The 12,929-nt window shown below is 56.4% G+C and carries 10 protein-coding genes and 2 pseudogenes; 9 read left to right on the top strand and 3 right to left on the bottom strand.

What is annotated here, in order from left to right; all coding sequences use genetic code 11:
- Window positions 1-55: 55 nt before the first annotated feature.
- On the bottom strand, window positions 56-1,396 hold the full coding sequence (locus tag MUN84_RS14830; RefSeq protein ID WP_244694783.1) for an OmpA family protein: 1,341 nt from the start codon (window positions 1,394-1,396) through the stop codon (window positions 56-58).
- A 476-nt stretch (window positions 1,397-1,872) separates the two neighbouring features.
- Window positions 1,873-3,636: an aspartate--tRNA ligase gene (aspS, locus tag MUN84_RS14825; RefSeq protein ID WP_244694782.1), complete on the bottom strand. Its 1,764-nt coding sequence runs from the start codon at window positions 3,634-3,636 to the stop codon at window positions 1,873-1,875.
- Window positions 3,637-3,948: 312 nt separating this feature from the next.
- On the opposite strand from aspS, the gene MUN84_RS14820 reads away from it, so the two are divergent.
- The 6 genes and pseudogenes from MUN84_RS14820 (at window position 3,949) to MUN84_RS14795 (ending at window position 9,238) form a co-directional block, all read left to right on the top strand.
- Window positions 3,949-4,401 (top strand): hypothetical protein, encoded by a 453-nt coding sequence (locus MUN84_RS14820; protein ID WP_244694781.1) that lies wholly within the window; start codon window positions 3,949-3,951, stop codon window positions 4,399-4,401.
- Between the two features lie 123 nt (window positions 4,402-4,524).
- A complete protein-coding gene (locus MUN84_RS14815; RefSeq protein ID WP_244694780.1) occupies window positions 4,525-5,142 on the top strand; it encodes a hypothetical protein in 618 nt (205 codons plus the stop codon).
- A 102-nt stretch (window positions 5,143-5,244) separates the two neighbouring features.
- A complete protein-coding gene (locus MUN84_RS14810; protein ID WP_244694779.1) occupies window positions 5,245-5,691 on the top strand; it encodes a nucleoside deaminase in 447 nt (148 codons plus the stop codon).
- A 109-nt stretch (window positions 5,692-5,800) separates the two neighbouring features.
- Entirely contained in the window at window positions 5,801-6,409 is a 609-nt protein-coding gene (locus MUN84_RS14805) for a superoxide dismutase (RefSeq protein ID WP_244694778.1), read from the top strand.
- Between the two features lie 261 nt (window positions 6,410-6,670).
- A pseudogene (locus tag MUN84_RS14800) lies at window positions 6,671-7,953 on the top strand (nucleoside permease).
- Between the two features lie 208 nt (window positions 7,954-8,161).
- Entirely contained in the window at window positions 8,162-9,238 is a 1,077-nt protein-coding gene (locus MUN84_RS14795; RefSeq protein ID WP_244694777.1) for an AAA family ATPase, read from the top strand.
- 164 nt (window positions 9,239-9,402) lie between these two features.
- Here the strand turns inward: MUN84_RS14795 and MUN84_RS14790 are convergent, their stop codons facing one another.
- The gene (locus tag MUN84_RS14790; RefSeq protein WP_110978668.1) at window positions 9,403-9,822 is read right to left on the bottom strand and encodes a nucleoside-diphosphate kinase; all 420 of its coding nucleotides are present in this window, start codon (window positions 9,820-9,822) and stop codon (window positions 9,403-9,405) included.
- Window positions 9,823-10,086: 264 nt separating this feature from the next.
- Here MUN84_RS14790 and MUN84_RS14785 point away from each other — a divergent pair.
- From MUN84_RS14785 to MUN84_RS14775, 3 genes and pseudogenes are all read left to right on the top strand, one after another.
- Window positions 10,087-11,129: pseudogene (locus tag MUN84_RS14785) on the top strand (DHH family phosphoesterase).
- A 47-nt stretch (window positions 11,130-11,176) separates the two neighbouring features.
- Window positions 11,177-12,226, top strand: coding sequence for an FKBP-type peptidyl-prolyl cis-trans isomerase (locus tag MUN84_RS14780; protein WP_244694776.1), 1,050 nt, complete (start codon window positions 11,177-11,179; stop codon window positions 12,224-12,226).
- Window positions 12,227-12,324: 98 nt separating this feature from the next.
- Window positions 12,325-12,828: an FKBP-type peptidyl-prolyl cis-trans isomerase gene (locus MUN84_RS14775; RefSeq protein WP_244694775.1), complete on the top strand. Its 504-nt coding sequence runs from the start codon at window positions 12,325-12,327 to the stop codon at window positions 12,826-12,828.
- Window positions 12,829-12,929: the final 101 nt, after the last annotated feature.

The following is a 12,929-nucleotide window of genomic DNA, read 5'->3' as shown; positions in this document are numbered from 1 at the left end:
AGCACATAAAAAAAGCGCAGCCCAAGGCCGCGCTTTTTTTATGTGCTGTCGATTGTTACTTCTTCACTACCCGAATGCTGATGCGCCGGTTTAGAGCCCGGCCCTCGGCGGTATTGTTGGGTGTAACAAAGTACTTGCTCCCGTAGCCTTTGGCTTGCAGGCGGTTCAGGTCTACGCCCTCGCTGGCCAGCACTAGCATGGCAGTTTTTGCCCGCTCCTCACTTAGCCGGAAGTTTTTGAGGGCGTTACCGGTACTGTCAGAGTAGCCGCCAATCTTCACGACTGAATTAGGAAAGGTTTTCAGGATGCTGGCTACGTTGCGCAGTTGCTGATACGATTCATCGGTGAGCGTGGTCTGGGCCGTCTCAAAGTACACCCGGTCGAAGTTGATCCACCCGTTGGTGCGGTTCACGGAGTCAACCTGCATGCGGGGGTCGGCCAGGAAGGTGTAGAGGCGGTTTTCTGTGGAGCTGGCTCCTACTTTTTGGGTGGTACCATCAGCTAGCCGTAAAATCAGAGGCTGCCCCGTGTCATAGATGTACTTATCATTGATGGGGTCATAGCGGCCAGATGTAGCAGCCTTAGCGGGTGCGCTAGCCGTTGCCGTGCTGGTAGGTACCAGCCCCGCCGTGGCGCCGTTCTGCGGATTCTCTCCGGAGTCATGACCAAAGAAGTAGCCCAGGCCAACTGCCGTCAGTAAAAGCACGCCCCATACCCACGGCTGGCTGGCAATTTGGGTAGCAGCGGAGGGCGCAGGCGGTGCGGGCGTAAACGTGCGGCCCCCGCCTACCGCGGCCCAGGAGCCGGCAGTAGTTGCCATTTCGGTGCCTACTCCCAGGGCTACTTCTGGTAATGGAGTAAGCTCCCGGCCGGTTTCGGTGGGGGTAGGCAGGCGGGTGCCTCCGGCCAGCAGCAGCCGGCGAAACGTGGCCTCATCCTGTTGCAACCACTGCGCCAGTCCCGTCACATCAAACTTCTGTTCCTGGCTGTACTCGCCGGCTACGCCTAGTGCCGCTACCGCAGCCACGCTGAACAAGTGGTGTACCGCCGATGAGTTGATGTTGGCAGCAGAAGCTATTCGCAGGCTGGTTATGTTGTAGGATTCCCCCATGAGACCCCGCATTAGGGCCTCGCCCCGTTGCAGCCACGCCTCCTGGCCTGGCTCCAAGATGGTTTCGGGCACGTTGGCACCGTAGGCTTCCCGGCTCAGCTTCCACACTGCTTCGGGTCCATCAGGACCACTGATGCGCCCTACCAGCGCGTGTACCACCGTCGGGACTATTTGGCCCAAAGCCACCCAAATACCAGCTTGGCTTTCCTGAGTTTGCTCGGCCAGCCGATCTACAACCTTACTGGTGAAAAATACTTGTGAAGTGTGCGTTACGGTGTGTTCCATAATAATCCATTCCCTTACAGTCCAACATGACACAAAGTACAATTATTTATAACAATAATTACGTAAAATGATTAAATCTTACACCAACTGCTTGCACCAAAAGCCCGTCGCCTTTCCTTGAGCATCAGAAACTTAGCAGTACTATCTAGCCCAAATACCCTACTATCAGCTTGCTTTCGATAGAAGAATGCTTGTAAAGTATCCTGCACCTGCCGAAGCCTAATTCTACATTCAGTGTATGCCACGCTTCGTCGCTGTAGCACTCATCCCAATGCAATTCTTGGAGCAAACGAGCTATAGTAACTATGTCCTTAAGCTGGTACCAGCGTGTGGAATTATGCCGGAACACACTTCGGCGCCACTACTTATAACGCGACGTTCCACCTCCCCGCACGTTCGCGCCACACAGCAATACCATCGGGTAAACTGCATGTGGTGCGACCGTGCGCAGAGGTGGAACGTCGCGTTACGATTATTTACTTCCCAACAACCGCCGTAGCAATGCTCAGTTCCTTTAATTGAGCATCTGAAATGGGCGAGGGCGAGTCAATCATGACGTCGCGGCCAGAGTTGTTTTTCGGGAAGGCAATGAAGTCACGGATGGAGTCGGCGCCGCCGAAGAGGCTGCAGAGACGGTCGAAGCCGAAGGCGATGCCGCCGTGGGGCGGGGCGCCGTACTCGAAAGCGTCGAGTAGGAAACCGAACTGCGCTTTGGCTTCTTCATCGGAGAAACCTAGCAACGAGAACATACGGGCCTGCACCGCGCGGTCGTGGATGCGAATGGAGCCGCCCCCTACCTCCACCCCGTTAATAACCATGTCGTAGGCGTTGGCGCGCACTTCCCCGATGGTTTCGGGCGAGTCGAGCAGGGCTACGTCTTCGGGTTTGGGCGAGGTGAAGGGGTGGTGCATGGCGAAGTAACGGCCTTCTTCCTCATTGTATTCCAGCAGCGGGAAATCGACTACCCACAAAGCCGAGAAGGTGTCCTTGTCGCGCAGGCCGAGGCGTTGGCCCATTTCCAGGCGCAGTTCCGAAAGGGCTTTGCGGGTTTTATTCGGCTCACCGGCCAGCACCAGCAGCAAGTCGCCGGGCTGGGCGTTGAAGGCCGCTTTCCACTGCTGCAGCACTTCCTGGGAGTAAAACTTATCCACCGACGACTTCACGGAGCCATCGGCTTCCACGCGGGCGTACACGAGGCCGGTCGCGCCAATCTGGGGGCGCTTCACGTACTCAGTCAGCTCATCAAGCTGCTTGCGGGTATAGCTGGCGGCGCCGGTAGCGTTGATGCCCACTACCAGCCCGGCGGCTTCAAACACCGGGAAGCCATAACCTTTTACTACCTCGTTCAGCTCCACGAAGCGCATTTCAAAGCGTGTATCGGGCTTGTCGTTGCCGTAGTAGCGCATGGCGTCGGCGTACGTCATGCGGGGCAGCTGGCCGATTTCCAGGTTTTTCACCTCCCGGAAAAGGTACTGTACCAGGCCCTCAAAGGTGTTCAGAATGTCTTCCTGCTCCACAAACGACATTTCGCAGTCAATCTGCGTGAATTCGGGCTGGCGGTCGGCGCGCAGATCTTCGTCGCGGAAGCACTTCACGATCTGGAAGTACCGGTCGAAACCTGACACCATCAGCAACTGCTTGAACGTTTGGGGGCTCTGGGGCAGGGCGTAGAACTCGCCGGCATTCATGCGCGAAGGCACCACGAAGTCGCGGGCGCCTTCCGGAGTGCTTTTGATGAGCACGGGCGTTTCTACCTCGATGAACTCCTGCCCGTCGAGGTAGCGGCGGGTAGCTTGGGCCACGCGGTGGCGCAGCATCAGGTTCTGGCGCACGGGTGAGCGGCGCAAATCGAGGTAGCGGTACTTCATCCGCAGGTCGTCGCCGCCGTCGGTGTCGTCCTCGATCAGGAAGGGCGGCAACTTGGCTGGGTTCAGCACCTCCAGCTTCTCCACCCGAATTTCAATGTTCCCGGTGGGCATCTTGTCGTTTTTGGAGTGACGCTCGGCCACCCGGCCCGTAACGGCCAGCACAAACTCGCGGCCCAGCTGCCGAGCCTGCTCGCGCACCTCGGCGGTTTCTACCCCTTCTTCCAGGGCCAGCTGCGTGAGGCCGTACCGGTCGCGCAGGTCAACCCACAGGATGCCGCCTTTGTCGCGGGTGCGCTGAACCCAGCCGCAGAGCGTAACGGTTAAACCAATGTGTTCGGGGCGCAATTCGCCGCAGGTGTGAGTCCGGAGCATGAGGTACAACTGAGAAGTGAGAGCCTAGAACCGAGAAGAAAGGGAATAAGCAAGCCCCATTAAGGTTCGCTTTTCTCACTTCTGACTTCTCAGCTCTGAGTTCTATAATAGGGCGAAGGTAGGCAGGAAAATCAGTCGAATGCTGAAAAAACCTCGACTTGGGAACGGGACTTACCGGGGCTATAGTTGAGGAAAACTAGGATTTACCAGATAGAGGCTCCTTTTTTGCAGGCCCGGCCCAAATCCGGCACGGAGTATGCAAACTACCCCATACCAACCATTTTCCACGTGCCACAACCTTCTTTTACCCATATGAAACGCCCCGTTCTGCTCGCCCTGGCCGCTACGCTCTTGTCTTTCTCCGCTGCTCAGGCCCAGACCAAGGTTAAAACCAAAACCAAGTCCGACAACGGCACGGAAATCAAGACGAAATCGGAGGTGGAGCCCGTAACCCTGAACGGCCCCATCAAGCGGGTAGAAACCCTTTCGGGCATCGACGTATTTCCTTCATCCAGCGGGCAGAGCATCATGCTCAGCTTCACCCAGCAGTTCACCAAACCCGGCACGCTGGTGATGACCAACTATAAAAAGCAGCCCGTGTACACTACCGAGCTCGACCCGCAGAACAATACCGGCGAGCCAGTGGACCTGGGCCGCATTCCGGCGGGCACCTACCTGATTGAAGCCAAAACCGGCAACTACGTGTACTGGAAGAAAGTGAGCATCAAGTACCCGTCGGTGTCGGTTTCGAAAAAGCGCCGCTAAACCACAGATTAAACGGATTGGTCGGATTGCCCGGATTCGTTTTGGCTATGCTGTGCGCGTAGCAGATTTTTTTGCGCTCCGAAGTCGTTGTGGCTTCGGAGCTTTGCATTTGCAAGGTATCGTTTGCCGCTCCCGTCCCGCTGGGGCACGGCTTCTACCTCCTTTCTTCCCTTGATGATGATGACGCCCCGATTTTTCCGCCTTGCCTCCTTACTGCTCGTATTCGGAGCCCTGGTGGCCTTTGCTGGCCCCAAGCTGAAAAAAACTCCCATTGGCCAGAATATTACCCTGGGAGTGCCTGAGGGCTTTGCGGCTCTGCCCGACGATGGTATTGCCGCCAAGTATCCGGCCGCTCGCAAGCCCCTGGCCGTGTTCAGCAACCCCAGCGGCCGCATCGACCTAAGCGTAGCCCAGAAGCCGACCACCTTCAGCAACCGCGACTACGCTCTGCTGCTGAAAATTTACAAGGCCAGCATCCAGAATATGTACTCGAAAGTGCAGTTCCTGCAGGAAGATATCCGCACGGTAAACAAGCGCGACTACGTGGCCCTGGAGTTTGTATCGACGGTTACGGACAACCGCCGCGGGGGCAACCTGGCCCCCATCCGTAAGTACCAGTTCGTGCAGTACGCCATCGAAGGCGACCAGTTGTTCGTTTTCACCTTTGTAGCCCCCGCCGAAGAACAAGCCCAGTGGCAGCCCATTGCCAAGGCCGTAATGAGCAGCGTGACGATGAAGTGAGATGGTGAGCTGGTGCACTAGTGAGTTTGATGTTCTATTTGTACCCTTGAAACCAGCCGAACATCAAACTCACTAGTTCACCAGCTCACTATCTCACCGCCTATGACCCTTTCGCTTTATTCCGACGAGCATTACATGCGGGAGGCGCTCAAGCAGGCGCGCTACGCTTTTGAAGAAGAGGAAATTCCGATTGGGGCGGTAGTCGTGCTGGATAAGCGCATTATTGCCCGGGCCTACAACCAAACCGAGAAGCTCCAGGACGTGACGGCCCACGCCGAAATGCTGGCCCTCACGGCCGCCGCCAACCACCTGGGCAACAAATACCTCACCGACTGCACCTTGTACGTGACCGTGGAGCCCTGCGTGATGTGCGCCGGTGCCACGGCCTGGTCGCAGGTGCGGCGGGTAGTGTATGGGGCCTCGGAGCCGAAGTTTGGGTTTCGGCGCCACGGCAACCTGCTGCACCCCCGGGCTGAGCTAGTGAGCGGCATCCTGAGCAACGAGAGCGAAGAGTTGATGCGGGAGTTCTTCGTGCAAAAGCGGAAATAGTCTACTTTTGGCCGCTTCCGTAACCCTGAGGCCACCGCGGCGGTTATAGCTGCAAGTACCCCGGAGCGGATGCGTCCCTTCCTCTTTCCACCAATCAACCCCTTCTGTTATGGCCTTCGAACTGCCCCAACTGCCTTACGCCTACGATGCCCTGGAGCCGCAAATTGATGCGCAAACCATGGAAATTCACCATACCAAGCACCACCAAGCCTACGTTACCAACCTCAACAATGCCATTGCTGGCACCGAGTTGGAAGGCAAAAGCCTGGAAGAGCTGATGCATAACATTGCCGCCGCACCGGCCGCCGTGCGCAACAACGGTGGGGGTCACTGGAACCACTCCTTGTTCTGGACCATCCTGGGTCCCAACGGTGGCGGAGAGCCTACTGGCCCCATCGGCGAAGCTATTACCAAGGCGTTCGGCAGCTACGAGAAGTTCAAGGAAGAATTCACGAAGGCCGCTACTACCCGTTTCGGCTCCGGCTGGGCCTGGCTCTGCAAGCAGGCCGATGGCTCGGTGCAAATCTGCTCCACTCCCAACCAGGACAACCCCCTGATGCCCGATTCCGGTTGCAAAGGCACTCCGGTACTGGGCCTGGATGTGTGGGAGCACGCCTACTACCTTAAGTATCAGAACCGCCGCCCCGACTACATTGCGGCCTTCTACAACGCCATTAACTGGGACGAAGTAAACCGCCGCTTCTCGGAGGTAGCGTAATTGCTGCGTTTTCTGCTGTATCTGGAAAGGCTACCACTTCGGTAGCCTTTCTTTTTTGGCTTAGCCTCGTCCACTACGGCTGCTGGGAGCCAACACGGGCTTTACTATCGGTTCAGCGGCCCAAATCCTGTAGCCTCAGGCTGAATTTGCTGAGCCGCTAGTTTTGCCCGCGCTGGAACTTACCTGCCCATTTCACCGGACGGATTTCTTGTATCTTTAGGTTCAAAATTCTGTTCCCCTTCCTTTCTCAACGGCATTTGCATGAGTACCAAGCTGCGTCTCATTATCCTGAGCTTTCTACAGTTTTTCATCTGGGGCTCGTGGCTGATTACCATTGGAGCGTACTGGTTTCAGACCAAGCAGTGGCCAGGAGGAAAGTTCGGTGCCGTATTCGCCACGATGGGTGTTGCTTCTATTTTTATGCCCTCCATCATGGGCATCATCGCCGATAAGTATGTGAATGCCGAGAAGCTCTATGGCATCCTGCATATTCTGGGTGGGATAGTACTATGCTTCATTCCGTTGATCGACGACCCGGATCAACTGAAATGGGTAATGCAGTTGAATATGATTTTCTACATGCCCACGCTCTCTCTCTCTATTGCCGTCTCTTATTCGGTGCTCAAGCGCGAGGGGCTGGATGTGGTGAAGGACTACCCCCCATCCGGGTGTGGGGTACCATTGGCTTTATTGCGGCCATGTGGACAGTAAGCGGGCTGGGCTTCGAGAAGTCGGCTAATCAGTTTTACGTAGCAGCCGCGGCGGCTTTTGCCCTTGGTTTGTACTCGTTCACGCTGCCCGCCTGCCCGCCGCCATCCAAGGGTACTCCGAGCCGTTCTTTGGTTGATGCGTTGGGGTTGAAGTCGTTTGCTTTGCTGCGCGATACGAAGATGCTCACGTTCTTTTTGTTCGCGCTGCTGCTAGGCGCCGCCCTGCAGCTCACCAACGCTTACGGCGACACGTTCCTGCACGATTTTGACAAGGTGCCGGCCTACCAGGATACATTTGCCGTGAAGTACCCGGCCGTAATCATGTCCATCTCCCAGATTTCGGAAACGCTGTTCATCCTGGCCATTCCGTTTTTTCTGCGTCGTTTCGGTATTAAACAAGTAATGCTGTTCAGCATGATTGCCTGGGTGTTACGCTTCGGCCTGCTGGCTTATGGCACGCCCGACCACCCCGGCATCTGGCTGATCATCCTCTCGTGTATCGTGTACGGCATGGCCTTCGACTTCTTTAATATCTCCGGTTCACTATTCGTAGAAACCCAGACGGCTTCCTCCATTCGGGCCAGCGCCCAGGGTCTGTTCATGATGATGACCAACGGCTTCGGGGCGGTGCTGGGCTCCTCCGTCAGCGGCATCGTCATTGAGAAGTACTTCACCAACCCCGTTGACCAAACCAAGGACTGGCATAGCATCTGGCTGACCTTTGCGGCCTACGCGCTGGTTATTGCCGTGCTATTTGTCATCCTGTTCAAGCACAAACACAGCTCGCAGGAAGTTGAGGCTACCCACGCCGAGCCCCTACTCGCGGTGGAGTAAGTCAGCCTTCTTTTTCAGCACAAAAGCCCCGGCGGTATCTTTCCGTCGGGCTTTTTGCGTTTGTTTCAACCTGTTCAACTAGTTATAGAGAAGTTCGTCGGGCATATATCTGGCTGCTTTATCCTGCCAATTCGCCCCTAATTGCCTATCTATGCGGAAAGCCTCGCACTACTTTGGAAAAACAAGCTACCGCGCCCCCTCCCCCGCCATGGTATCAGGTCTGGAGTCAATGTTTGACACAGCCTTCTACTTTCAGCCCGTTCGTTATTTCTACCAGCGCTACGGCAAGCTGCCGCGCCGCCTGAACTTTCAGCTTTCCGGAAAGGCTGACCGTCAAACCCTGCTCACGGAGCTAGGTACTCTCTATAACTTAGAAGCTTCCCTAGTAGCCCACACCCAGTCGTATGAGAAGGCAGGCGAAGGGCCGGAGGTATTAACGACGGCCCTGCTGCTGGCGCCGGAGCTACTGCTGCTTTTCGGCGACCGGAGCGGCTACGGCGACCGAGGCGCCTTCGTGTTTTATTCCCCTGACACCGACCGGCAGGAGCTGGAGCGCGTAACTAAGGTGCTTACCAGCTTGCTCGATGCGGGCGAGCAGGAGCGCCACCGCATTCATGTGCTGCGCCTAGCATTCAACGACCTGGAGTTTACGCCCCTGAGCATCAAGATTCCGGAGCTGGACTTGGCCACGCACTACAACGATGACCTATTGCAGGCCCACGAAACCATCGTGCAGCGCCTGCGCCAGCCCCAGGACAAAGGCATCGTGATTCTGCATGGGCAACCGGGTACGGGCAAAACCAGCTACATCCGCCACCTGTGCGGCCTCACCGACAAGCCCAAGCTGTTCATTCCGCCTAACCTGGCTCCGCGCATCGCCGATCCAGAATTCATCAATCTGCTACACGACAATACCAACTCCGTGCTGCTCATTGAGGATGCGGAAGAACTCCTGCTCAAGCGCGACGGGGGCCGCGGTAGTAGCGCCGTTAGCAACTTGCTTAACCTCTCGGATGGCTTACTGGCCGACTGCTTCCACATCCAGATTGTGTGCACGTTTAACACCGATCTGGCCCGGATTGACAATGCTTTGCTGCGCAAGGGCCGCCTGATAGCCGCGTATCACTTCCAGCCGCTAGTGCAAGAAAAGGCCCAGGCCTTAGCGGCCTCCTTAGGGCAAATGGAGCCCGTTACTACCCCCCTAGCCTTAGCCGACATTTACAACCGTGACGCTCCCATCTTCGAGACGACTGTAAATGGGAACCGTATTGGTTTCAGCCGCTAGCCTCCTCGCCTTTAAGTTTTAAATTGGTATAAATCTAGTCTATAAACAGTCTGTTTGTAGCACACAAAAAAACCGCTTCACAGCATTGTGAGGCGGTTTTTTTGTTCTTTTCGCTAAGATAGAAGTCGTTCACTGACTTACTAGCGAGCAGGCGGCAAAAAAGCTTAGAATTGCTCGTCAGCGGTGAAGAAGAAGTTGCCTTCGATCTGGGCGTTTTCGTCGGAATCCGAGCCGTGCACGGCGTTGGCTTCAATGCTTTTGGCGTACTTTTTCCGAATGGTACCTTCGGCAGCCTGGGCAGGGTTGGTAGCACCAATCAGGGTACGGAAGTCAGCTACGGCGTTGTCTTTCTCCAGAATAGCCGCTACAATGGGGCCCGAAGACATGTATTTAACCAGGTCGCCGTAGAAAGGACGCTCCTTGTGTACTTCGTAAAACTGGCCGGCGCGCTCGGGAGTCAGCAGTACTTTCTTCAGGCTAACGATGCGGAAGCCGCCTTCCTCAATCATGCTCAGGATGCCACCAATGTGGTTTTCCTGGGTAGCATCGGGCTTAATCATCGTGAACGTGCGGTTCGTGGCCATGGGCTCTGTCGTATGGTTGGGGGTTGAAATGAGTTCTGCGCGCGAGGCACTGCCTGTTTGCGGGGGCAAAAGTAGCGGGTTTAGCCGGCATTGCGAGGTGGAACTGAAGCATTCCACAAAAGTGTCTTGCTATTCCAGGGCGCATAGACCGCCTTAAACGCACCTTTCCAAAAGGTGTTTTGTTGGAACCCAGATTATTTACGACTTTTGCCGCCTTTGTACGCGGCCTAATCGACCGAAATTCAGTCACCTACCCCGTAGGCAATGTCCACAATATCTGAGCTGAAGGAGCTGCTGGCGCAACCCCGACAGATTTTCATTACTACCCACCACAAGCCCGACGCTGACGCCCTGGGCTCGTCGCTGGGCTGGCCGGGTACCTGCGCAAGAAGGGCCACTCCGTTACGGTCGTGACGCCTTCGGACTACCCGAACTTCCTGGCCTGGATGCCCGGCAACGACGAAGTAGTTGTGTATGAGCCACGTGAAAACGACGCGCAGGTCCGCGACATCATCGGGACGGCTGAGGTGCTCTTCTGCCTCGACTTCTCCTGCCTAGGCCGCATCAACGAGCTGGGCGAATACATTCGGAACGCCCCCGGCACCAAGGTCCTAATCGACCACCACCAGGAGCCGGAGCAGTTCGCCGATTTGGACTACTCTAATTCCAAAGCCGCCGCTACCGCTGAGCTGGTGTTTGAAGTAATCCGGGACTTGGGCGACCAGAACCTGATTGACACCGGCATTGGGGAATGCCTATACGCCGGCATCATGACCGACACGGGTTCCTTCCGCCACCCGAGCACCTCCCGTAACGTGCACCTGATTATTGCTGAGCTGCTTAGCGCCGGCATCAACCTCTCAGACGTGCACCGCCGCATCTACGACTCGCACTCCGAGGAGCGCCTACGTTTCCTGGGTTTCGTGCTGAAGGACAAGCTCACTGTTTTGCGCGAGTACAACACGGCTTACATTGCTATTACGGCCGATGAGCTGCGCCAGTACCACTCCAAAACCGGCGACACAGAAGGGCTGGTCAACTTTGCGCTCAGCATCGAGGGCATTGTGTTTGCCGCCATTCTCATCGACCGGCCCCAGGCAGTAAAGATTTCTTTCCGCTCGGTAGGTGATTTTTCGGTGAGCGAGTTTTCACGGCGCCATTTTCAGGGCGGTGGCCACCACAACGCTGCTGGCGGCATCAGCCACGACCCCTTAGAAGACACCGTGCAGCGCTTTTTAGGGCTGCTCCCCCACTATCAAACCCAACTGGTAACGGCCCCACTGGCCATTACGCCGCCATCGGTATAATTCGGTGTAACTTGGGCCCACATTCCGTTTTAACGCTAAACCCTTTCATGCTCCTTCAACGCAACTTTTTGAGCCTGGCCCTCGCTGCCGGCGTCCTGGGCCTCGCCTCCTGCAACAAAGGCGGTGATTTCAGCAAGACGAAATCGGGGATTGAATACAAAGTTTTTAAAGGCACTAACGGCAAGTACGATGACCGCGAGGTTAGCGCCGAAGGTGATCCTACCTACAAAGATCGGGTAGGCAAAATCATGGCTTTGCACGTGGAATACCGCACGGCCAAGGATTCTATCCTGTTTAACTCGCGCAAGCAGCAGATGGGCTTCCCGGTGCGTGTGCCCCTGGACTCGGTGCGCAAGGAGCAGCGCGGCGGTTTGGAAGAAGCTATTTCGCTGTTGCAGCCCGGCGACTCGGCCGTGTTCCGCTTCAACGTGGACACCATCTTTGCGAAGTCGTTCCGCCAGCCGGTGCCGCCCTTCATGAAGAAAGCCGGCAACACGATGACCATGTACGTGAAGGTGGACAAAGTCCAGACCCGCGACGAGGCCATGGCCGACGTGCAGAAAATGCAGGTGGAGCAGCAGCAGAAAATGCAAGCCTACGCCGAAACGCAGCTCAAGAAGGACGACGTAACCCTGCAGGACTACATCAAGAAAAACAGCCTGAACGCCCAGAAGGACGCCTCCGGTGTGTACGTAGCTGTAACCCAGCCCGGCACCGGCCCCAAGCCCAAGCAGGGCCAGGTGGTATCGGTGCAGTACAAAGGCACCCTGCTCGACGGCAAGGAGTTCGACTCCTCGGCCAAAGGCAACCAGGGCAAGCCCATTGAATTCCCGATTGGTGTGGGCCAGGTTATTCCCGGCTGGGACAAGGCTATTCCCCTGCTCAATAAGGGCTCGAAGGCAGTGCTGCTGATTCCTTCTTCCCTGGCCTATGGGCAGCGCGGCGCCGGTGCCAACATTCCTGCCGATGCTATTCTGCGTTTTGACGTGGAGCTGGTAGACGTGAAAAACGCGCCGGCAGCTCCTGCTGGCCAGCCTAACGCCGCTGACATTCAGCGCCAGCTGGAAGAGATGCAGCGCCAGCAGCAGGGCAAGTAAGCCCGCTGGTTAACGCCTCCAGAAAAGCCCCCGGTCCGGTGCAACCGGGTCAGGGGCTTTTTGCTCTTGTTGACAACACCGCTTTTATTCCGTTGCGTATGTACACCGCTTTTTTCCGCACCTACCTGTCCCGGCTACCCCTGCTGTTGAGCCTGTTTGCCTTGCTGCTGACTGCTTGCCAGAAAGAGGAAGAAGATACCACCGACTACGCTGCTCGCGACGAGGCCAGCATTCAGGCCTATATTGCTGATAACAAGCTCACTGGTTTCCAGCGTCAGCCCTCGGGCTTGTACGTGGCCATTACCCAGCCTGGTACCGGCGCCACTGCCAAAGCCGACCAAACCGTTTCGGCCAAGTACAAGGGCACTACCCTCGACGGAAATGTGTTTGACAGCAATATGAGTACGTTGGGCTCGTTTTCGTTTGTACTCGGTAAAGGCCAGGTTATTGCGGGTTGGGACCAGGGCTTCGCGCTGCTAAACAAGGGTAGCAAAGCCATTCTGCTGATACCGTCTGATTTGGCCTATGCCGGACGGGCAATGGGCACTATTCCGGCGCATTCCATACTGCGCTTTGATGTGGAAGTAACCGACATTAAGTAAAGATGAGGCAACTCTCGGTGCGGGCAGATTGGTTTTCTGGTTGATTTCGCCGCGTACTACCACGCCCCAGCACCTTGTAGTAGTTGCAAACCCCGCCTTTT

It is taken from the genome of Hymenobacter sp. 5516J-16, from assembly GCF_022919335.1.
GTDB classification, from domain to species: domain Bacteria; phylum Bacteroidota; class Bacteroidia; order Cytophagales; family Hymenobacteraceae; genus Hymenobacter; species Hymenobacter sublimis.
This window is presented reverse-complemented; position numbering and strand designations above follow the sequence as displayed.

Bases quoted from the DNA above. Each gene is read 5' to 3' on its own strand.
- MUN84_RS14830 (WP_244694783.1), bottom strand. From the start codon at position 1,396: ATGGAACACACCGTAACGCACACTTCACAAGTATTTTTCACCAGTAAG.
- MUN84_RS14790 (WP_110978668.1), bottom strand. From the start codon at position 9,822: ATGGCCACGAACCGCACGTTCACGATGATTAAGCCCGATGCTACCCAG.
- MUN84_RS14810 (WP_244694779.1), top strand. From the start codon at position 5,245: ATGACCCTTTCGCTTTATTCCGACGAGCATTACATGCGGGAGGCGCTC.
- MUN84_RS14775 (WP_244694775.1), top strand. From the start codon at position 12,325: ATGTACACCGCTTTTTTCCGCACCTACCTGTCCCGGCTACCCCTGCTG.
- MUN84_RS14780 (WP_244694776.1), top strand. From the start codon at position 11,177: ATGCTCCTTCAACGCAACTTTTTGAGCCTGGCCCTCGCTGCCGGCGTC.
- MUN84_RS14795 (WP_244694777.1), top strand. From the start codon at position 8,162: ATGGTATCAGGTCTGGAGTCAATGTTTGACACAGCCTTCTACTTTCAG.
- MUN84_RS14820 (WP_244694781.1), top strand. From the start codon at position 3,949: ATGAAACGCCCCGTTCTGCTCGCCCTGGCCGCTACGCTCTTGTCTTTC.
- aspS (WP_244694782.1), bottom strand. From the start codon at position 3,636: ATGCTCCGGACTCACACCTGCGGCGAATTGCGCCCCGAACACATTGGT.
- MUN84_RS14805 (WP_244694778.1), top strand. From the start codon at position 5,801: ATGGCCTTCGAACTGCCCCAACTGCCTTACGCCTACGATGCCCTGGAG.